Raw genomic sequence first — 20,470 nt, forward strand, 5'->3', positions numbered from 1 at the left:
CCTCATTTGAATCGGTCAGGAAAATCAGTCATAACAACCTCTACTCCTGCTGCTACAAGGAGCTCGTATTCCTCTTTTTCATTCACTGTATAGACTCTGATAGGAAACCCTGCCTCCATCGCTTCTTTCCCGTACTCAGAAAGTGCAAAGATTGCTTGACTATGAATTGCATTAGCACCAACCTTTTTTGCTGTTTGTAATGCCTCTGGCTTTAGTCCTTCTATTAATAAGCCAATTTCAATTGCTGGATCGAGTTCACGAACTACTTGCAAGCTCGAAGGATTAAATGACGAAATAATGACTTGATTCTCCAGCTCATATTGTTTAACAAGTGAAAGAACCTTCTTTTCTAGCCCTTCGTAGTAAATTTGGTCATTTTTTAATTCAATATTCAAAAGAAAAGAGTGATTTTCGACCTGCATCCATGCTAATACTGCCTCTAATGTCGGCAATTGCTCTCCTTCAAAAGAGCTCGAAAACCAGCTACCTGCGTCAAAGTCTCGTAATTCATCCAATGTATAGTCTTGAACAAAACCCGTTCCATTCGTTGTACGATTAATTTGTTCATCGTGAATGATAACAACCTCTCCATCCTTCGATAATTGAACATCTAGTTCAATGCCTGCAGCAGATACACCAATTGCTTCTTTAAAAGCCTTCATCGTATTTTCCGGATAGTGGCCACTCATCCCTCTATGCGCAAAGATTGCAGGCTTACTCATCGCTTCACTCTCCTCATGGCCTTTTACTTTTTTCGATTTGACATTTCCAATGCTTCATTCGTTTCTGCAACCGCTCGGTTCAGCGCCTCTCCTGGATCTACACCTTGGTACAAGCTTTCCATTGCATTCACCACTCGCTGTCTTGCTTCAGGAAAGACTGAAATCAGTGCGCCTTGCGTTGCCACAGAAGGCGTTGTTTCACGAAGCTGATCTACTGTTACTTTAAGCTGGGGGTATTTTTCCCATTCTAATTTAACAATATCCTCATTATACGCTTCTGGATTGATGGCAAAATATCCTGTATTTACATGCCAATCTGCTTGAACTTCTGGTGTCGTTAAGTATTTCATAAATTCCCATGCTGCTTGTTGCTTCTCTTCTTCTATATCACTCGCCATCCATAGAGAAGCCCCTCCAATAATTACCCCGTTCCAATCAACACCATCAGGAATTGGCAAGTAGGCAGCTCCTACCTCAAAATCTGATTGATCCACCATACCTCGAATTCCTGCCGATGAATCAATGTACATCGCTATTTTTCCTGATTGGAATGCAGCTCGCATATCATCCCAGTTTTGTCCAGTATTATAAAATGTACCTTCTTTATACATATCACTTATTAATTGAAACACTTTTTGCCCTTCCTCACCGTTAAAAACAGCTTCAGTAGCATTGCCTTTTCGCCCATTTTCTTCATTTACAAATAAGCCACCTTGAGCAGCAATAAGCTCTTCTATAAACCAACCATAGTTTAAAATTGAAAACCCATACTGATCTCCTGTCGTTAATGCCTTTGCTGCATCTTTTAATTCAGTATATGTAACAGGTGCCTTTTCAGGATCCAAACCGGCTTCTTTAAATGCATCTTTATTATAAACGAGCACTGGTGTTGAAGAGTTAAATGGCATTGAATATTGGACACCATCAACTGCATAATAGTTTGTTATATTCTTCTCCCACTTGCTTGTATCATAGTTTTCTTTATCGATAAATTTTTGAACAGGTTCAATCATTCCAGTATCGATCATATACTTCGTTCCTACTTCAAATGTTTGCATAATAGTTGGAGCATCTTTTGTCCCTGAAACCGCATTAAACTTTGCAATTGCTTCTTCATATGTTCCTTGAAAAATTGGCTTTACTACAATAGAATCCTGACTGTCATTAAATCGCTGCGCCAATGTATTAACAGATTCCTCAAGATTCCCACTCATTGAATGCCAAAATACGACTTCCGTCATATCTCCATTTTTTTCAATACTCTCTCCTTCTACTTGCTCGTCTACTGACGTCCCGCTACATGCTGCTAACATAAGTGAACAAATGACTGCTAATAATACGATTTTCAACTTCACAATAAGCACCTACTTTTCATTTTTTTTGATTACATTTACTTAATTGCACCTCTAGTCAGCCCTTCTTGCAATCTGCCTTGCCCTAAAAATAGGAGAATTAGTGTTGGGAGGATTACCATCATAACCCCAGCCATAACCACCCCCCATTCAGAAGCAATTTCTTGAGTTTGCATTTGCTTCAAGCCGATTTGGACCGTTCTCATTGATTCCTCATTTGTAATCAGCAATGGCCATAAATACATATTCCATGCTGTTAAAAAACTATAAATTGATAAGGTTACTAAACTAGTCTTTGACACAGGAAGCACTACTCGAAAAAGGAATTGAAATCGATTCACACCTGCTACTTGAGTCGCTTCATATAATTCAATTGGAATCGTTTTAAACTGCTGTCTTAATAGGAAGGTTCCAAATGCCATTGCAAAAAACGGCAAGGAAAGACCCATATAGCTGTTCGTCCATCCTAAGGATTGGATCGTTTGAAAGTTTGGAATCATCGTCGCTTCCCAAGGGATCATCATCGTAGATATAAACACAATAAACAATAGATCTCTCCCTTTAAATTGAATGAAGGTAAATGCAAACGCTGCTAAACAACAAAAGAGAACCTGCCCAATCATAATTGTTGCTGAGACGATAAAGCTGTTCATTAAATAAGTAAGAAGTGGCACCTTTTGAAATGCGGCAATATAATTGGAAAATGATAGTTGCTCCGGTAATAGATTTCCTCTTAACACTTCTCCACCTTGCATAAAACTAATAGAGAAAGCATAAAGAATTGGAAAAAACATAACGAATGCAGAGAGCGTTAGCAAACCATAAAGAATCCCTTTTTTTAAATGGCTCATTGGTAATGCACCCTCCTTTCTCCCCACTTAAATTGGAGAATCGTTACAAAGAAAATGAAGACAAATAGCATCACGGCTTGTGCACTCGCTGATCCCACATTGAAGTTAACAAAAGCATCTTTATAAATTGAGTAAACAATGACGTTTGTAGTCTCCATCGGTCCGCCCTTTGTTAAAATATCGATCTGTCCAAAGGTTTGAAAGGAATTGATTAATGAAACCGTTATGATAAACAGAAGCGTTGGCGATAGCAATGGCAGTGTTATTTTTCTTAATGCATAGAAATCGCTTATGCCTGCAATCTTGCCACTCTCATATAGAGATGAATCTATCGTATGTAATCCTCCTAATAAGATCATGAAACTAAAGCCTGTATTCATCCATACAGTCGCAACCGCTATTGATAACAAGGCGGTATCTGGGTTTAGCAGCCATTGAACTTCAGTTAATCCGATTAGCTTCATAAATTGATTGGCGATACCTATCGCTGGATTATACATAAACATCCAAATGACCGATGATGCTGCAACACTCATTCCCATCGTTGAAGAGAAGATTGTTCGGAAGAAACCGATGCCTTTTAGCTTTTGATTTGCTAAGAGTGCTAAGAACAAAGCAAGTATGACTCCAATTGGGACAGTATATAGAACAAATAAGGCAGTTGCTTTCATGCTAGTTAAAAAGGATGATGATTGAAAAAGTCCAACATAATGTTCTAGTCCAATAAAAGTATGTGGAGTTCCTCTTGCATCTGTTAGAAAAAAGCTTAAATAAATCGTCTTAAACATTGGATAAAATAGAAAGACAATAAATAGTAGAATGGATGGTAATAAATACAACAAACCTTCTACAAATGAAGGCATCCCTCTCTTCCTTCTATTTAACGAAGGAGAATTTTCCTTTGCAACATTCATACGCTAGCCTCCCCAACCTTTGGAGAATAGCGAATCGCTTCGTTTTCAATCCGCATCTTTGTCTCATAATCAAAAACATGAATATGCTCTTCTTCTACTCTGAACGGTACCTTTTCACCAATTTGGAAGCTCCATTGACCCGTTAGCCTTGATATACAACGTGTTTGATCTACTGTAAAAGTAACCAAAGTTTCTGTCCCTAGTATTTCGACATGATTAACCTTCCCAATAAAAGATGGTGGTCGCTCGCCAGCTAATTGAATATGTTCAGGGCGTACACCAACATAGACTGAAGATTGATTTGCAACTAAAGGTTCAATTCTCCATTGATTATTCAAATACAAACAATGATTTCTCCATTCCCCTTCAATTACATTCATTGGTGGTGAACCGATAAAGGATCCGACAAACAAGTTCGATGGGTGATTGTAAACATTTAATGGATCACCAATCTGCTGAATCTCACCTTGATTTAACACCATCATTCGATCAGCCATCGTCATTGCTTCTACTTGGTCATGTGTCACATAAATCATCGTCATCCCTAGGTTACGTTGAATTTGTTTCACCTCAGAACGCATTTTTGCACGGAGCTTTGCGTCCAAATTGGACAAAGGTTCATCCATTAAACAGATCGGTGCTTGTGAAGCAATGGCTCTTCCTAATGCTACTCTTTGCCTTTGTCCACCTGAGAGTTCTTTAGGCTTTCTTTTCAAATAATCTTGAAGGCCAAGTAATTCAGCAGCGTCTAAACAGCGAGCCATTTGCTCTTTCTTCGATACCTTCTTCACATGTAGCCCAAATATGATATTTTCCTCGACAGTCAGATGAGGAAACAATGCATAATTTTGAAAAACCATAGATATATTTCTTTCATCTGGTCGTCGAGAGGTAACATCAACTCCATCCATATAGACCGCACCACCCGACACTTGCTCTAAGCCTGCAATAATGCGTAGTAATGTACTTTTTCCGCAGCCTGAAGGACCAACTATGGAAAAAAACTCCCCCTTCTCAACATGAAAATTCATGTTAGAAATGACCGCATTGCCTGTACTATACGATTTCTCTAAACTTTTCACTTCAATGGCATGCATCACTTTGCCCCCTTACCTCTTGCTCCTTTTATCGTAACGAAACAATATAAAGCGAATATAAAGACATTTTCAATATTTTGTTAAAAGCTTGTAAATTGGTTACTACTTTTCTTTTCAAATGGACGCATATTGCACTCTATTCTGGGGAATAAAAAGATTAGAAGTTTCATTGCGGGGAGGGTTTTAAAATGAATGACTTTGATAAAAACTCAAGATATATGCCGATTACATCTTCAACAAGTGGGATGATTAATCATGTTGCAAATGGAGTGCATGTTTTTACCGTGCAAATTGTGAATGTTTGCTTCGTGCATAAAACCGCCGATGATTGGGTGTTAATTGATGCTGGCATGCCAAAATCTGCTATGAAAATCATCGAAGCGGCCGAAGAATTATTTGGTAAAGGAGCTAGGCCGAAGGCAATTATTCTCACACACGGACACTTTGACCATGTCGGGGCTATTTCAGAACTGATCGCACACTGGGATGTTCCGGTTTACGCACATCAGGCTGAACTTCCTCACTTGACAGGACAGATGGACTATCCTGAACCGAAAGGTTCCTTCGATGATGGATTATTATCCATGCTTTCGCCTTTCTTCCCTCATAATGGGATCAATTTATCACCACATATACACCCACTTCCAATTGATGGATCAATCCCAGACATGGAAGGATGGCAATGGCTTGCAACTCCAGGTCATACACAAGGACATATTTCATTATTTCGAGAGAGTGATCGTACATTGATTGTTGGGGACGCTTTTGTAACAGTAAAGCAAGAATCACTGTATAAGGTTCTAACACAAGAGCAGGAAATTAGCGGACCACCGAAATATTTAACAGAGGACTGGCAAGCCGCTAAAGAATCCATTGTAAAACTGCGCAATCTATCTCCTGACATCGCCATAACTGGACACGGAATTCCAATGGCTGGAGATGTCCTTACCAGCCAACTAGAGCTTCTTATAGAATACTTTGATGAGCTCGCACTGCCATCCACAGTCGATAAGGATGAAACAATCCTTTAGCATAGAAATAGTTATATAGAGTGCATGTAGACAAAGTCAATTTTTGACTTTGTCTATATATTTTTTACTGGAGATTTTTCTTGGCATATATTGCAATAAAAACCGAAATAGAAAACATAAGTACATAATTAGTCATCGTGCCAATCACCGACAAAAGCAAGAGATTATCGGTAGCTAGAAGTAACTATTTTACGCTCATACATGTTAGACACGACCACTCACTTTTAACAGATTGCTTTGGGCACAATACAATTCTGTTTATTCTCACTATTTATTATGGTAAAGTATGAGCAGAACAATTTGAACGATGGAATGGGGGAGCAACATGAGCAGAACAATGATAATTACACAAAAGGTTGAAGATGAATTATTACAGAAGATTATAGATGTAGCGCCAGAGTGGCATTACATCGTCGGTAAGGACGCTTCTGTATGGGAAAATGAGCTTAAGAATGCGGAGATCGTCGGTGGTTGGAAAAAAGAAGTTGCAGAAGCATTGCCAACAATGGAAAAGCTGAAATGGGTACAATCGTGGAGTGCAGGTGTCAACACCTTTCCACTCGCTCAATTGGAGAAACAAAATGTACAACTAACGAGCGCTTCTGGTGTACATGCATACCCAATTTCCGAAACAATATTTGCGCTTATGCTTGCATGGACAAGAAAAGTGGATACATACGTTAAGAATCAACAGAAAAAAAACTGGCATCATGAGCATTTAAAGTTGGAAATTCATAAAAAAACGATTGGTATTATTGGTATTGGAGCAATTGGAGAAGAAACAGCAAAGCTGGCAAAAGCATTTAACATGCACGTAATTGGCGTAAGAAATAGCGAAAAACCAAATGATTTCGTTGATGAAATGTTTACGATCAAAGATTTACATCAAGTGTTACCAAAATGCGATTATGTTGTCATCACCCTTCCATTAACAAATGAAACGAAAGCTTTAATTGGTAAAGAAGCGTTTGCTTCAATGAAGCCATCTGCTTTCCTCGTCAATATTGGTCGAGGAGAAATTATTGTAGAAAAAGATTTGATCCATGCTTTGCAAAATGGTCTCATCGCTGGTGCTGGATTAGATGTTTTTGAAAAAGAACCACTTGAGGATTCAAGCCCACTGTGGGAAATGGACAACGTCATTATTACACCACATACTGCTGGAGCAACTGAACATTACAATGAACGTGTCATTGAAGAAATTCTCATTCCAAACTTTAAACGATACATTGAAGGGAAAGAAATCGACAAAAATGTAGTGAATTACACGAGGGGTTATTAAGCAGGAAAAATAGAATAAGAAAAACAACGACGTAGGTGAGTCTTTATCAACATGTTTTTAAGTGGAATTTTTATTAACAAGAGAAACCCTAAGACTGTCTTGAAAACGCTTGTCAGACTAAGCGTGCAGCCGAGTGAAGACCCGAATAGATCACAATGTTTATATGGGACTTTGATGCCAAATAACGACGTATGCGGGCGTTTGTCAACATTCTAAAAAAGGCTAGAGAAAAGATTTCTCTAGCCTTACTTCTTCTTATTTTAGGACGTCGTGATCGACATAACGTTCACCATTTAATTCACTAACAATATTAAAAGCAACCTTTGCTCCATCACCTGCTGTAATAATCGTATGAACACTTACTCCAGCAAAGGTTCCAGCAGCCCAAATACCTTTAATATTCGTTCTTCCAGAAGCATCCACATCAGCAATCGTTTTCACTCTTGGCTCTGTTCCCTCCTTCGTTGCTACTCCCGCTTTTTCTGCAAGATCTGTTAGAAATCCTGTTGCTAGAACAACATGCTTACCTTCATAAGTACCCTTGTCTGTTTGAACGGCAAATCCTGAATCCGCTTTTTCAATACCCTCAGCTGTTGCAGCAACAATTTCTGCTCCGAATTTAGCCGCTTGCTTTTTCCCTACTTCAATTAAATCTGGACCAGTAATTTCTTCAACACCATAGTGATTTACTACATAGGCACGCTTTGTCACACCTTTATCATTGTCCAAAACAAGGACTTTCTTTCCAGCTTTTGCTGCAATCAAAGCTGCACTTCCACCTGCTGGACCTGCTCCAATAATCACTACATCATACATAACTTTCACTCCTCATCTTTTTCCATTCAAAACTACATTTTTAGAATATTAAAAATGCATTTAAAAGTAAAACAATTGAACTTCCCCATGAACCGTTTATTTGCGAGTGAATATATAGATATATAGGCAAATGGAGGGGGTAAAGGATGAGCGAGCTAATTCCATTTCTTCTAGAAATGTTGACATTATACTTGATTGCAATAGTTGGATTCTCTGCACGTAAGACAAATCTATTACCAGAATCGACAAATGCTGTTTTTACGTCGTTGCTTTTAAATATTACATTACCGTGCCTTATTATTTACGCGCTAAATATTCCTTTTTCCATGAAAATGTTTCATGAACTAGTCCTTCTAATGATGCTATCCATCTATATTATGACTCTGGCTAGTTTTCTCGCCTATAAGTTGAAAAACATAATAAAAATGCCACAAAATCGAAAGCATGTCTTTGAAGCTGTTATGATTTTTGGAAATCAAGGGTTTATCGGCATTGCAGTTGTCTATATTTTGTTTGGTGATATCGGCATAACTTATGCAACGATGTTTAATCTCCCATATCTCATTATATTGTGGACTTATGGGGTGTTTTTGTTTGTCAAAAATAAACAGGCCTCCATATGGAAGCCTGTTTTCCTTAACCCAGGAGTTATTGCAACTTTTTCTGGGACAGCTCTTTTCTTTGCCCCATTCCAATTGCCATATGCTGCATCGAATCTTCTAAAAATCGTAGGAGAAATGACCATTCCACTGAGTATGCTATTAATAGGGAGCTTACTCGCACAGATGAAATGGAATGAAATAAAAGCTTCCCTATTTCATCGTAGTTTATGGACGGTTCTATTGACGAAATTACTTGTTATCCCTTTATTATTATTGCCATTTGTTTATGTTGGCGTTCCTTATAATCTAATTGTCATTTGTGTGTTGATTACAGGTATGCCTTCTGCACCGACAATGTCACTGTTTTCACAGAAATACGGAGGAGATACAGCATTCTCTTCGCTTGCTGTTTTCATGACAACAATCGGCACTGTTGTTTCTATACCGATTCTTTATTGGCTTATAAACTTAATTATGGTTTGATAAAAGCGAAAAACAGCGACTTTTCCTAACCATATACAAATGTGTAGTCTTAAGTAAAATACTCCAACTTCGCATTAGGGAAGAATTTTTGCATATAAGAATATAGCGTACTTTTTATATCCTCTTCTTCTTCCTTTTGGTATATGTATTTGCCAATTCCATACTTTCCCCACTTGTAGCGTCTTGCTTCTTCATCTAATTCTAACTTTGTCATCGGATAGTTTTTTTCAATGACACGTTTTGCTGGTTTTGTGAACCGATGCTGAATAAACTCAAACGTAATATCGTCTCTAGCATTCTTATCCAATTCTTCGTCTAGCCTCTCAAACATTTTATAATACCCTTCTTTCCAGCCTTCATGAAGATAAATAGGTGCAACTATAAATCCTAATGGATACCCTGCTCTAGCAACTTTACCGGCGGCTTCTATCCTTTTTGCCAACGGAGAAGTTCCAGGTTCAAAATGCTTTATTACATAATCAGCATTAATGCTAAAGCGGAATCTTGTTTTCCCATTATGATTAGCATCAAGTAAATGATCAACATGATGGAACTTCGTAACAAAACGAAGCTTACCATACTCTGATTGTCCAAAATGCTCGATGGCACTCTTTAACGAATGCGTTAAATGATCGATGCCCACAATGTCTGATGTACAAGCAGCTTCAAATCTTGTGATTTCAGGTGCTCTTTCCGCAATATATTGATCTGCCTGATCTAAAATTTCTTCAACATTCACATATGTACGGATATATGGTTTACTTCCCATCGTGGTTTGTAAATAGCAATAATGACAATGTCCCATACAACCTGTTGCAAACGGAATTGCGTATTCAGCAGATGGTTTCGATGTATCAAACTTTAACGTCTTACGAATTCCAACAACTAAAGTTGATTTAGCAATTCGGTATCTTTGAAAATCGTTTTCTCCAGGCAAATTTCTTACTTGATTATGGGATGTGGTAAAATGAATTTCTAACCCCATCTCTTCAAACTTCTTCTTTAACTGTACGCCTAAAGGATAATCTAGAGATTGTGGTTCGAAGTATACGAGTTGTGGAGTAAACGGCTTCATGAAAAAAACTCTCCGTCCTCTACCATACCAAAGTAGGATTGATAGACGCTCATCGCCTCATCCTTTGAAGTATAAAAAGCAAGGTCGTCTGTTAAAGGGTAATACGTTTCATATAAAAATAAAGCTAAGTTATTTGGGTTGTCCGGATCTCTCACAACAGCTGCTTCTTGTATATTTGCAACATCCTGTGTATGGGGATTTCGATAGAAAACATAGACGACATCTCCTGGTTGAGTCATATTCTTGTCCTCATTTCTTTTTTTCTCAGTTTGCCATCACAACCTCAATACTATAGATGGTAAATTTATACTTAACATATATGAGACTACAAATGGAAGATTAACATAGAGGGGTGAAAAGATGAAATTTCGTTTTGGATACGTTGCAAATGCGATGGCTCTATGGGACGCTAGTCCATCTAAAACAATGACATTCTCAAGATTTACAAAACTTAGTCAAGAGCAACAAATGGAAGGACTATTAAGGGTTACTTCCCAAAACATTGAAAATACAAAAAGAGTGATCCATTATAATATCGCGCATGATATAAAATTATACCGTATGTCAAGCTCACTCGTACCTTTAGCTACACACCCTGAGGTTCTTTGGGACTTCATTACTCCCTTCGAAAATCAATGGAAGCAGCTTGGAGACTTAATAAAAAAACATGACATTCGCACAAGCTTTCATCCTAGTCAATTTACACTCTTTACGAGTGACAAGGAGCATGTAACAGCGAACGCAATAAAAGATATGGAATATCACTATAAAATGCTTAAAGCAATGGGACTAGAAAATCGTTCTCTCATCAATATTCATATTGGCGGAGCATACGGGAACAAGGAACTAGCACTTGAACGATTCCATCAAAACATAAAGCGACTCTCTCCAATTATTAAAGATAGGGTTACATTAGAAAATGATGACAAAACGTTTAATATTGAAGAAACATTACGAACCTGTGAAATTGAAGGTACACCAATGGTCCTAGATTATCATCATCATATGGCAAATCAAGATGGTCATAAGATTGAATCTTACTTGCAACGAATTTATCAAACGTGGGAGCAGCAATTACTTCCACCAAAAGTCCACCTTTCATCACCTAAATCTGACTCAACATATCGTTCTCATGCAACGAATGTTTCTTTAGACTTCGCTCTTCCGTTTTTCAAAATGCTTCGGGAGGTAGGAGAAGATGTGGATGTGATGATTGAAGCGAAAGCAAAAGACCTTGCACTTCTTCAGCTGATCGAAGAGGTTACTTCTATTCGTGGCGTTAAAAGGATAGGTGGGGCAACAATTGAATGGAAATAAATAAAGTATCATTTTTTTTCGACAAAAAATGATAAGAACTACCATGAACATGGTATGATAGAAGAAATATATGGATAAACCTTAACTTGAATAAGGAGAACTTCTGTCTTATGAATAAGATTAAGATTATGGGCCTTTATATTCTATTTAGCCTCATTTGGGTATTCTCCACTAATTTCATACTATCGTTATTTGAGCCTTCCACTATTATTGAGGTGCTCCAAATAATCAAAGAATTTGTCTTTATTGCATTCACAGGACTTCTTCTTTACTTTTTTATGAAGAAAAGTGAGAGTTTCCAAAAGCAGCAAGAGGACGAAAAGTTATTTACTCTTATTGATTCAATGCCTGATTTCGTCAATATTAAAGACGAAGAAGGAAAATGGACTTATGCAAACAAATTTGCATTGAAATTATTTGAAATAGAGGACATCAATTATATAGGTAAAACAGATTTGGAGCTAGCAGATAATTCATTACATTATCAACAGGCTTTCCTCCACTGTGTCACGTCTGACGAGGCTGCTTGGAACAGGAAAGGCACTACAAGATTAGAAGAAGTGATTAAGCGAGCTGATGGATCAATTAAAGTGTTTGATACAATCAAAACACCAATTTATACACCTCAGGGCCAGAAAAAAGGGATGGTCATTATTGGTAGAGACATTACAGAAAAAAAGAATATTCAAACCCTGCTTGAAGAAAGTCAGCAGCAATATGAATCCCTTTTTACATACAATACAGAGATCATTTGTATGACAGATCTAAATGGATCAATTATGAAGGTAAATCCTCAGTTCACAGAAGTTACTGGATATAGTTCTGATGAAGCGATTGGCAAGAAGCTCATCGATTTTATCGAGGCAGATTCAAAGGAAATTCTTAGTGATCATATCTCTTCCATTACGAGTGACCTACAACCACATAAAGAAGAAATCATTCTATTGCATAAATCAGGCTTGAAATTAACAGTGGGTTGCACAATGCTTCCAATTGTTGTGAATGGCAAGATCAAAGGAATGATTGCACACGGGAAGGATTTTACACAACAAAGATTGACCGAAGAAAAGCTTAGAAGAACTGAAAAGCTATCTGTTGTCGGAGAGCTATCTGCAAGCATTGCACATGAAATTCGAAACCCGCTTACGTCTTTAAAAGGATTCGTGCAAATATTAAATGCCGAGAATGAAAAGCATCGATTTTATTATAAAATTATGCAGGATGAATTAGAACGAATCAATCGTATTGTAAGTGAATTGCTGTTATTAGCTAAACCACAAGTCATCCAATTTAAAAAGGCGACCATAGAAGATATACTGGAGGATGTCATTTCATTACTATCTACAGAGGCGTTGCTATATGATATCGACCTTCAATACGAATATGATTGTAAAGAAAGAACCGCAATCGACTGTGACCCTAATCAACTAAAGCAGCTTTTTATAAACTTAATTAAAAATGCTATTGAAGCTTCGAGCAAAGGGGATCACATTCGTATAAAAGTTCATTACAGGGATCATAAAGTCATAGTCTCAATACAAGACCATGGCATTGGCCTGAATGAAGAAGAATTAAAACAAATAGGAGATCCTTTCTTCTCCCTTAAAGAAAAAGGAACTGGTTTAGGCTTAACTGTTTGTTATAAGATAATTGACATACATAAAGGCACTATCCAATTTAAAAGTAAAAAAAATGACGGAACAACTGTACAAATTTGTTTGCCTATCCAAAATAATAAACAGCTCTGAACAAAAAAGTTCAGAGCTTCAGACTGCCCGACAAACGCTCGCAAACGTCGTTGTTTGGCATCAAAGTCCCCTCATGAACTGTGTGTTCTATTCGGTTCTTCACCAAGACCGCACGCCTAGTCTGACAAGCGTTTTCAAGACATTCTGAGGGTTTCTCTTATGATAAAAAAGTCCAACGATAAACATGTAGACAAAGTCGGAAATCGACTTTGTCTACAAATCTCAAGCTCTGATCAAAAAAGTTCAGAGCTGTTTTTATTTATTATCATTATTCACCTTTAATATCTAATAGCTTCATGCGCAAATCATTTTCCATATTTGCTAGATCTAGCTCAGCCTGACGGCGTTTGCTGCGACCATCTTCTTGAATGCGTAATGTCTCTTCCAAAGTAGAGATTAAGTTCTCCTGTGTTTTCTTCAATGTCTCTATATCGACGATGCCTCGTTCGTTTTCTTTTGCTACTTCAATCGTATTCGTCTTAAGCATTTCAGCATTTTTCAATAACAAATCATTCGTTGTCTTCGAAACCTGCTTTTGAGCCTCAACCGCATGGCGTTGACGTATTAAAGTCAAAGCAATCGCCACTTGGTTTTTCCATAAAGGAATCGCCGTCATAATTGATGATTGGATCTTTTCAATCAAAGCTTGGTTCGTATTTTGAATTAGACGAATTTGAGGAGCACTTTGAATCGTAATCTCTCTACTCAATTTCAAATCATAAAGACGCTTATCAAGGCGGTCAGCAAACTGAATCATATCATTGACCTCTTGATACTTCATTTGATCATTATTATTTTCAGCATCTTTTTTAATGGCTGGAATCACTTGTTGATGTAGTTCTTCTAATTTCACTTCCCCAGCTGCAATATATACGTTTAAGGCATGAAAATATTCTTTGTTGCTTTCGTATAGCTTTTCAAGCATTACTACATCTGTCATTAGCAAGTTTTTACTTCGTTCAAGCTTGACACTGATGCGATCAATTTGTGCACCAGTCTTTTGATATTTAGAAAGCATTTCTTGAACTGATCCAGAAATCTTTCCAAACATTCTTGATAAAAAATTTGACTTCTCAGGCTTCAGATCATCTGGATTGACATCATTGAACTTTCTCATCAGCTCATTAATAATATCGCCGATTTCACCAACGTCCTTTTTTTGGACATGCTCGAGCATTTGATGTGAAAAGTTTAATAACTTTGACTGTGCCGGAGTTCCATAAGAAATCATTGCCTGATGATTTTTGGGATCAATTTGTTGTGCAAGCTGAAGCGCCTTCTGACGATTTTCCTCTGGAATCACATCAATCAACTTTTTTCCTTGAGGTTGTTGTGAATTTCCTTCAGTTCTCACTTGATTTATGTTTTGATCTCCGCCAAAAGGATCTGCTAGAAGATCATCCAAAAGGTTCGTATCTACATTGTTTTTTGGTAACGATGATTGTTGTTCACTCATTTTAAACGCCTACTTTCATCGATTTTCGAATTTTTGATCGTATGAATTGATTTTTTTGCGACATCGATTTCAAAGTGAAGATTATGAATATCATTGGATATGACTTGGTACAAATCCTTTTCAATATTTACACCTAGCTCATCCAACGTCTTTCTTGTTTCTTTTAATGATTGCTCCAACTCAAATGTCTTTTTCGGCTGCGAGGAAAGAAACACATAATTCTCCGCTAATTCTACTGCAGAATCTAAATGAGAAAAATAGAAACGTTCAGCTTGATAAAATCGCTTTGGTTCTTTTTTCGTCAGCTGGTAGATTTTCCTCGTCATTGTAATCATTTCACGACGACTTTTTTTCGTTGGAAGATGACGAATCGACATTAAGGAACGATGAAGGCGCCCTATTTTTCCTTTAGCCTCATCAAGATTTGTTTTAATAAACTTATATTCCTTGCGCGTAAGTCCATGTGACTTTAAAAATTTTGCTTTCAAGAATTCCCCCGTCAAAAAATATGTGAGAAACCATGCAGCAGTAGCAATTCCGCTCGATAGAAAGAATCCAGGTTGGAACCCAAAATACGCAATGATCCAAACAGTTATAGAGACTGGGAAAGCGATAAAAGCTTGTATAAAAAAGTTCATTATAGAATTCATTTTCACCTACACCTACCTAAAAATCCTTTATATATTTACGACTCAGATCAGAAGAAAGTTTCATTCAAAAGAAGAAAACATTCCTTTCGCTCTCTACATTAACCTTACACGAAATGACTGTTTATTTCCATAGACCGTAAGTGTAACCTAATATCCGCCTTGAGACTTAGTTTATAGTAGGTGAAAAAGGATTTATACGAAGGTGAAGGCAATACATACTTACTCACAAGTGTGTAATTGCACGGATACAGTCGTTCCCTCATCTAATTGACTCTCAATTTTCATTACTCCATTATGTTCTTGTATAATCTTGTTACTAATTGTTAATCCAAGCCCAATCCCCTTCTCCTTCGTCGTATAAAAAGGCGTTCCTAAATATGGAATAATCTGAGGGTCGATCCCCACTCCGTTATCAGCAATCTTTATTTCTACCAAATTTTCATCAAATGGCACAACGCTTAGTTGTAGATGTCCATCTTTCCCCATTGCTTCTACTGCATTTTCAATAAAAATAATAATCGCTTGTCTAATTTGATTCGCGTTGCATTCAATATAGATTGGTTTTTCTGGAGCTATTATTTCTACTTGAATATGTTTTTTTGTTATTATTTTTTCTTTTAAAAGCACTGTATCCTTAAGTAGTTCTTCAATGCTCCATCTTTCTAATATAGTTGCTTGAGGCTTTGCCAGTGCCATAAACTCACTAATAATGCTTTCAATATTCTCCACATCTTCTGATACAATTTCTAAATACTCTTTTTGCAAATTAGGATTTTCACATGAGGCAAGCAATTTTACAAACCCTTTAAGTGATGTCAGTGGATTCATGACTTCATGAGCCACACCTGCTGCGAGTTGACCAATGACGGATAAACGATCGATATTTCGTAGCATTTGTTCTCGATTTTCCCTTGCTGTTATATCTCGCCCGATCGCTAAAATTAACTCTATTTCATCATTCCCATTATAAATAGGCGAAAACCTCGTCTCGATTACAAATTCATCTTTAGCAGGAGACAAACCTCTATATTTTAGAATTTGTGGTTCTCCTGTTCGAATAATTTGATAGAAAATACGGTCGAGCTGCTCATAAGTAGCATCAATTGAATGGTCATTTATAGTAGTACCTTCCAGAGTCTCTGGATTCATGCCAAAGATCAATTCATGAGAAGGAGATGCGTAAATGATTTCCTTGTCTTTCGTGTATACCTTAATTAAATCAGTTGAAGACTCTAAAACAAGTCGATGTATTTCTTTTGTTTTGTGTAATTCTCTTTCGATTTTCTTAATTTCTGTTAGGTCTCGAAAGATGGCAATGATGCCAATAATCTCCCCTTTCCCATCACGGAAAGGAGAGTATGAAGCAGCAATATCAACTTTTTGGCCATTTTTATGAAACCGTTCCGTTATCAAATTAGAAATGGATTTCCCTTGTTTGACTAGTTCCACCATATCATACGTGCTTTGTGGGTTCTTAAAATCTTTATATGTCTTCCCAATTAAATCTTCCTCTGTGTATCCAAAAATTTTCGTATACACTTGATTGATTCTCACAAAGCGATTCTCCAAATCAACAATTGCAAAACCATCTGCTGTACTATTTAGAAAAAGGTTGAACAAGTCCAGAGACTCGACAAGAACAGGCTCCCCCTTCTTCCGAATAGATTCGATATAGTCCATTTTTTAACATCCCCAACCTAGATCAATCTATAATACTATTTTACTGAATTTTTATAAAAATAAAACTAACTATTTTACCTTTAAGAAATGGATTTATCCATCCAATTCAGACAAGGCTGGAGGAAGCTTTTATCACACTTTAGCTGTAGTAGTCATGTTAGCTTTGTTCTCCTTTGGGACAAATACACTCCTTGCTAATAAAAACTGTGCACTATAATATGTCAACATAATGATTGCACCAGAATGTATGACTGGCTCCACAAACTTATTCCACGCTAATACAGAATCAGAAATAACAAATAGAAGACTACCGATCATAGCATAAACATTTCCAGTCATGATTGCCATCCAAAGCATTGTTGAAATGACAAGGATATATGCAATAACAGGAATGATTAGCCCTTCATTGCCATTGCTCTTCATCTCAGTCGTGATTTGTGTTCCAATAATCACTGAGTAAGCAGCAATTGGAAGAATCGCAGCTAGTCTCCACCACGTCAGCTTCCATCTACGAGTGAAGGCAGCAATATAAAACAAATGACCAATCAGAAATGCGGTTAATCCAGCTACAAACCAAATTAAGGTTGCATCGCCGACCATGCAAAAGAATAGACCTAATAAAATGATTGTTGAATACGCATCTTTCTCTTTAGGTTTATGTATAAAAGCGTATGCAATAATCAACATCATTGGTATGCACTTAAATAGAATACGAATTGGTTCTGAGAGTTCAGGCAAAAAGAAAATATAAAAAATTCCTGTTACTAAAATGAATAATGGCAATAATCTTTCCACTCGTTTTCCCCCTTTCATCGTAATACTATATTCGCTCTCTTTAGCTACAATACCTGTAAAAGAGGGGAAACATTCTTTCATGTTTTTAATCAGATTTGGGAATACTCTTGGTAAAGGAGGAATCATTCGATGAAAAAACTTTTAACATATTTCGCTTTGTTTTCAATCATTAGCTTTTGCCTCATAGCGTGCAACAACACAGATGATGATGTGTCTCCACCACCTGAAAATGTTCCGCAAGAAGGAGAAGGTGGAGGAGTAAGCGATCAGCTTGCCTTTTCGTTTACTTCCTTTGATCTCGATGTAGAATACGCAAATAATCAGCAATTTGAGGTCGATTATGATTTTGAGAGAAATAATGCGGAAGCAGAGATAGAAGATGATTTTAATAACCGTACACTTCATGGGAATGAAGCGTATGACTATCTAGAGCCGATTTTTGAATCGCTTACGTTTGATGCAAATAGCAGTGAACAAGATATTGTCTCAGAAGTATTATCGACATTCGACCTAAACGATGACTTTCAAAAGCTAGAATTAGAAATCAAATTTGCTGATGGAACTAGGAAAGATTATAAAATACAGCAATAATTAAAGGTAGGCAAAGTCAAAATGACTTTGTCTACCTCTTTTCTAGGAAAGTTATTTAGTGATCTTGTAAGACTAGCTGTGCGGCTCTATGGAAGAATTGCCGAGAGAGACAAACAGCGATCGTTTGTAAACAGGCTGAGTCAAAAAAGACTTCACTCTACACTTAATCTTTTTTTACAACTGGAATCCATAGTTCACTTTTCACATCTAGCTTAGACAAGTCCTTAGATTTTATTGATAGTATTTCTGGTCCTTTTGTTTGCTCATATCCTGTTGATGGAAACCATTCAGAGTAAATTCTCCCCCATGTTTGTTGTAAGCTTTCAGGAAAGGAACCAATCGATTCAAACACTGCCCATGTTTGTGCAGGTACTTCCATACAATCATAGCCGCTAATACGCTCTTTCGTTAATACTCCTAAATAGTGATCAAGCTCCCCTTTTTCCTCCATCCTTCCGTCAGAAAAATTCGTTGAAGCTTGAATCAGCCCTAGCGGTTCAACAGTAGATAACTTCTTTAATTGTTCAATACCTTCATGCCCTAAGCTCTTCCACATTCCTGAAATATGAGGATTTTCACCTTCAAAAACGATCGGAATCCTTTTCTTAACACCTATAATATGAAATCCTTCCTTCTTCTCAATCCGGTACTCCATGCTACTTCCTCCTTGAATCGTGAGTTGGAAGGTCATTCTTGGATAAGCTTTGAGAAAAACTTTCGAAGACTTCGCTTCTGTTGGAGTTATTCCATGTAATTTCTGAAACACTCTCGTAAACGAATCTGGTGATTCATACCCGTACTTCAGCGCTACATCGATTACCTTTGCATTCTTCTTTTGCAATTCTACCCCCGCTAACGAAAGCTTTCTTCGTCGGATGTATTCAGACAAAGGGACACCTGCTAAAAAAGAAAACATTCTTTTAAAATGATACTCTGAACACAGAGCCTTCTTCGCCACAATCTCATAATCTAATTCTTCTGTGAGATGTGCCTCAATGTAATCCATCGCTTCGTTAAAATTTTTCAGCTGATCCAAAAAAAATCACCTCCTTATCATCTACTATACAAAGGAACAAGAAGCCTTCTCCGACTTTCTGTGCACCGTTCTGCAGGGGGAGGGTTTTTATGATGGATGAATAACTTTTACCATTTGGTATTGAAATAATTCATTGTCAGCTTTATAAGGAGCCATTGCCTCATAAGCAATCGAAGTAGGATCGATATTGCTATAAACGAGTTCAGCCCCATCTTCACCAAGTAAGACGATTAGTTGGCATGCATCTTCTCTTGATGGTACTTCTAGTTGCTTTATAATAATTCTTTTCTTTTGATCGGCTTGTTTACTATGAGAGAATGCGGCATAACCAATTGATTGATTATCCTTTACTATCTTATATACAGGTGAGTCTGCAAACAATCGATTTTGCCACGGTGTCAGCTCAGACTCATTGTCTTTAACCTCTTTTGATTCGACAGGCTGTAAAGTGAAACTATTCTTTATATGAGGTAAGGCTTCTAGTTTACCGACAGCCAATTCATTTAAAACCGTGAACTCATGACGCTCATAAAGTGTTTTGGCTCGAGTATTTTGTTGGATCACTTCAAGGAGCATCTCCTCACATCCCTGCTCCTTCGCACATTTCTCCGCAAAACTGAGTAATGCTTTTGCAATTCCACCTCTTCTATAAGCTGGTGCAACTGCCATCCCACCAATCCACAGTTGCTTCTTTCCCTTGAACGATTGAATCCCCACTAACATTACCGCTGCTATGGCTTCATCTACAATATACACACTCGAATATTCCCATGATAAATGTAGAGAATTAATTCTGTCTCGAAGCATCTCTTCTGTTAAATGAATTTGCACAATATAATCAGAAAATCCATCATTCCATGCCTCAGTGGCCGTTTTAAGATCTACTTGCGAAATTGACTTAATCATAAGAATTCCCTCCGTTTAAAGGATAGTAGGTAAAGTTTAAGCAAAGATTCTCTCTCAGGCGCTCAC

General features: G+C 37.3%; 20 protein-coding genes. 6 read left to right on the forward strand and 14 right to left on the reverse strand.

Annotation, left to right across the window (positions count from 1 at the left end; genetic code table 11):
- Positions 1-2 precede the first annotated feature (2 nt).
- The 5 genes from AC6F34_RS11730 to AC6F34_RS11750 all read right to left on the reverse strand — a co-directional run bounded on the left by AC6F34_RS11730 (position 3) and on the right by AC6F34_RS11750 (position 4,936).
- Positions 3-722 (reverse strand): glycerophosphodiester phosphodiesterase, encoded by a 720-nt coding sequence (locus AC6F34_RS11730; protein WP_500772278.1) that lies wholly within the window; start codon positions 720-722, stop codon positions 3-5.
- Between the two features lie 23 nt (positions 723-745).
- Positions 746-2,035, reverse strand: a complete 1,290-nt coding sequence (locus AC6F34_RS11735) for an ABC transporter substrate-binding protein (protein WP_500772451.1) — start codon at positions 2,033-2,035, stop codon at positions 746-748.
- Between the two features lie 77 nt (positions 2,036-2,112).
- Positions 2,113-2,925 (reverse strand): carbohydrate ABC transporter permease, encoded by an 813-nt coding sequence (locus tag AC6F34_RS11740; RefSeq protein ID WP_500772280.1) that lies wholly within the window; start codon positions 2,923-2,925, stop codon positions 2,113-2,115.
- Entirely contained in the window at positions 2,922-3,839 is a 918-nt protein-coding gene (locus AC6F34_RS11745; RefSeq protein ID WP_500772282.1) for a carbohydrate ABC transporter permease, read from the reverse strand. Before AC6F34_RS11745 ends, AC6F34_RS11740 begins: the two co-directional genes overlap by 4 nt.
- Complete coding sequence (locus AC6F34_RS11750; protein WP_500772284.1) at positions 3,836-4,936, reverse strand: ABC transporter ATP-binding protein; 1,101 nt, start codon at positions 4,934-4,936, stop codon at positions 3,836-3,838. Before AC6F34_RS11750 ends, AC6F34_RS11745 begins: the two co-directional genes overlap by 4 nt.
- Positions 4,937-5,124: 188 nt before the next feature.
- Between AC6F34_RS11750 and AC6F34_RS11755 the strand changes: the two genes are divergently transcribed.
- Both AC6F34_RS11755 and AC6F34_RS11760 read left to right on the forward strand, forming a co-directional pair.
- Positions 5,125-5,967: an MBL fold metallo-hydrolase gene (locus tag AC6F34_RS11755; protein ID WP_500772286.1), complete on the forward strand. Its 843-nt coding sequence runs from the start codon at positions 5,125-5,127 to the stop codon at positions 5,965-5,967.
- 325 nt (positions 5,968-6,292) lie between these two features.
- Entirely contained in the window at positions 6,293-7,249 is a 957-nt protein-coding gene (locus AC6F34_RS11760; RefSeq protein ID WP_500772288.1) for a D-2-hydroxyacid dehydrogenase, read from the forward strand.
- 255 nt (positions 7,250-7,504) lie between these two features.
- On the opposite strand, the gene AC6F34_RS11765 is transcribed toward AC6F34_RS11760, so the two are convergent.
- On the reverse strand, positions 7,505-8,065 hold the full coding sequence (locus AC6F34_RS11765) for an FAD-dependent oxidoreductase (RefSeq protein WP_500772290.1): 561 nt from the start codon (positions 8,063-8,065) through the stop codon (positions 7,505-7,507).
- Positions 8,066-8,211: 146 nt separating this feature from the next.
- Here AC6F34_RS11765 and AC6F34_RS11770 point away from each other — a divergent pair, with 146 nt between their 5' ends.
- The gene (locus AC6F34_RS11770) at positions 8,212-9,150 is read left to right on the forward strand and encodes an AEC family transporter (protein WP_500772292.1); all 939 of its coding nucleotides are present in this window, start codon (positions 8,212-8,214) and stop codon (positions 9,148-9,150) included.
- Positions 9,151-9,199: 49 nt separating this feature from the next.
- Here the strand turns inward: AC6F34_RS11770 and splB are convergent, their stop codons facing one another.
- On the reverse strand, positions 9,200-10,225 hold the full coding sequence (gene splB, locus AC6F34_RS11775) for a spore photoproduct lyase (protein ID WP_500772294.1): 1,026 nt from the start codon (positions 10,223-10,225) through the stop codon (positions 9,200-9,202).
- Entirely contained in the window at positions 10,222-10,464 is a 243-nt protein-coding gene (locus tag AC6F34_RS11780; protein WP_500772296.1) for a transcriptional regulator SplA domain-containing protein, read from the reverse strand. The genes splB and AC6F34_RS11780 overlap by 4 nt, the downstream gene beginning before the upstream one ends.
- Before the next feature lie 121 nt (positions 10,465-10,585).
- Between AC6F34_RS11780 and uvsE the strand changes: the two genes are divergently transcribed.
- Entirely contained in the window at positions 10,586-11,542 is a 957-nt protein-coding gene (gene uvsE / locus AC6F34_RS11785; protein WP_500772298.1) for a UV DNA damage repair endonuclease UvsE, read from the forward strand.
- A 110-nt stretch (positions 11,543-11,652) separates the two neighbouring features.
- Complete coding sequence (locus tag AC6F34_RS11790; RefSeq protein WP_500772300.1) at positions 11,653-13,290, forward strand: PAS domain S-box protein; 1,638 nt, start codon at positions 11,653-11,655, stop codon at positions 13,288-13,290.
- Positions 13,291-13,558: 268 nt separating this feature from the next.
- Here the strand turns inward: AC6F34_RS11790 and AC6F34_RS11795 are convergent, their stop codons facing one another.
- The 4 genes from AC6F34_RS11795 to AC6F34_RS11810 all read right to left on the reverse strand — a co-directional run bounded on the left by AC6F34_RS11795 (position 13,559) and on the right by AC6F34_RS11810 (position 17,871).
- Positions 13,559-14,746, reverse strand: a complete 1,188-nt coding sequence (locus tag AC6F34_RS11795; RefSeq protein WP_500772302.1) for a toxic anion resistance protein — start codon at positions 14,744-14,746, stop codon at positions 13,559-13,561.
- Positions 14,743-15,396 (reverse strand): 5-bromo-4-chloroindolyl phosphate hydrolysis family protein, encoded by a 654-nt coding sequence (locus AC6F34_RS11800; protein WP_500772304.1) that lies wholly within the window; start codon positions 15,394-15,396, stop codon positions 14,743-14,745. Before AC6F34_RS11800 ends, AC6F34_RS11795 begins: the two co-directional genes overlap by 4 nt.
- A gap of 219 nt (positions 15,397-15,615) precedes the next feature.
- The gene (locus tag AC6F34_RS11805; protein ID WP_500772306.1) at positions 15,616-17,076 is read right to left on the reverse strand and encodes a PAS domain S-box protein; all 1,461 of its coding nucleotides are present in this window, start codon (positions 17,074-17,076) and stop codon (positions 15,616-15,618) included.
- 132 nt (positions 17,077-17,208) lie between these two features.
- Complete coding sequence (locus tag AC6F34_RS11810; RefSeq protein WP_500772308.1) at positions 17,209-17,871, reverse strand: lysoplasmalogenase; 663 nt, start codon at positions 17,869-17,871, stop codon at positions 17,209-17,211.
- A gap of 129 nt (positions 17,872-18,000) precedes the next feature.
- Between AC6F34_RS11810 and AC6F34_RS11815 the strand changes: the two genes are divergently transcribed.
- Complete coding sequence (locus AC6F34_RS11815) at positions 18,001-18,462, forward strand: YusW family protein (RefSeq protein WP_500772310.1); 462 nt, start codon at positions 18,001-18,003, stop codon at positions 18,460-18,462.
- A gap of 163 nt (positions 18,463-18,625) precedes the next feature.
- Here AC6F34_RS11815 and AC6F34_RS11820 read toward each other — a convergent pair whose 3' ends face one another.
- Positions 18,626-19,498, reverse strand: coding sequence for an AraC family transcriptional regulator (locus tag AC6F34_RS11820; protein WP_500772312.1), 873 nt, complete (start codon positions 19,496-19,498; stop codon positions 18,626-18,628).
- Positions 19,499-19,585: 87 nt separating this feature from the next.
- Positions 19,586-20,404 carry a GNAT family N-acetyltransferase gene (locus tag AC6F34_RS11825; protein WP_500772314.1) on the reverse strand — a complete coding sequence of 273 codons (819 nt, stop codon included), beginning with the start codon at positions 20,402-20,404 and terminating at the stop codon, positions 19,586-19,588.
- Positions 20,405-20,470 lie beyond the last annotated feature (66 nt).

It is taken from the genome of Niallia sp. CD-39, from assembly GCF_059874745.1.

What these genes read in the sequence shown, in the direction of transcription:
- AC6F34_RS11735 (WP_500772451.1), bottom strand. Translation starts at nt 2,035, where the DNA reads ATGTTAGCAGCATGTAGCGGGACGTCAGTAGACGAGCAAGTAGAAGGA.
- AC6F34_RS11795 (WP_500772302.1), bottom strand. Translation starts at nt 14,746, where the DNA reads ATGAGTGAACAACAATCATCGTTACCAAAAAACAATGTAGATACGAAC.
- AC6F34_RS11790 (WP_500772300.1), top strand. Translation starts at nt 11,653, where the DNA reads ATGAATAAGATTAAGATTATGGGCCTTTATATTCTATTTAGCCTCATT.
- AC6F34_RS11815 (WP_500772310.1), top strand. Translation starts at nt 18,001, where the DNA reads ATGAAAAAACTTTTAACATATTTCGCTTTGTTTTCAATCATTAGCTTT.
- AC6F34_RS11760 (WP_500772288.1), top strand. Translation starts at nt 6,293, where the DNA reads ATGAGCAGAACAATGATAATTACACAAAAGGTTGAAGATGAATTATTA.
- AC6F34_RS11745 (WP_500772282.1), bottom strand. Translation starts at nt 3,839, where the DNA reads ATGAATGTTGCAAAGGAAAATTCTCCTTCGTTAAATAGAAGGAAGAGA.
- AC6F34_RS11730 (WP_500772278.1), bottom strand. Translation starts at nt 722, where the DNA reads ATGAGTAAGCCTGCAATCTTTGCGCATAGAGGGATGAGTGGCCACTAT.
- uvsE (WP_500772298.1), top strand. Translation starts at nt 10,586, where the DNA reads ATGAAATTTCGTTTTGGATACGTTGCAAATGCGATGGCTCTATGGGAC.
- AC6F34_RS11825 (WP_500772314.1), bottom strand. Translation starts at nt 20,404, where the DNA reads ATGATTAAGTCAATTTCGCAAGTAGATCTTAAAACGGCCACTGAGGCA.
- splB (WP_500772294.1), bottom strand. Translation starts at nt 10,225, where the DNA reads ATGAAGCCGTTTACTCCACAACTCGTATACTTCGAACCACAATCTCTA.
- AC6F34_RS11805 (WP_500772306.1), bottom strand. Translation starts at nt 17,076, where the DNA reads ATGGACTATATCGAATCTATTCGGAAGAAGGGGGAGCCTGTTCTTGTC.
- AC6F34_RS11750 (WP_500772284.1), bottom strand. Translation starts at nt 4,936, where the DNA reads ATGCATGCCATTGAAGTGAAAAGTTTAGAGAAATCGTATAGTACAGGC.
- AC6F34_RS11800 (WP_500772304.1), bottom strand. Translation starts at nt 15,396, where the DNA reads ATGAATTCTATAATGAACTTTTTTATACAAGCTTTTATCGCTTTCCCA.
- AC6F34_RS11770 (WP_500772292.1), top strand. Translation starts at nt 8,212, where the DNA reads ATGAGCGAGCTAATTCCATTTCTTCTAGAAATGTTGACATTATACTTG.
- AC6F34_RS11780 (WP_500772296.1), bottom strand. Translation starts at nt 10,464, where the DNA reads ATGACTCAACCAGGAGATGTCGTCTATGTTTTCTATCGAAATCCCCAT.
- AC6F34_RS11755 (WP_500772286.1), top strand. Translation starts at nt 5,125, where the DNA reads ATGAATGACTTTGATAAAAACTCAAGATATATGCCGATTACATCTTCA.
- AC6F34_RS11740 (WP_500772280.1), bottom strand. Translation starts at nt 2,925, where the DNA reads ATGAGCCATTTAAAAAAAGGGATTCTTTATGGTTTGCTAACGCTCTCT.
- AC6F34_RS11765 (WP_500772290.1), bottom strand. Translation starts at nt 8,065, where the DNA reads ATGTATGATGTAGTGATTATTGGAGCAGGTCCAGCAGGTGGAAGTGCA.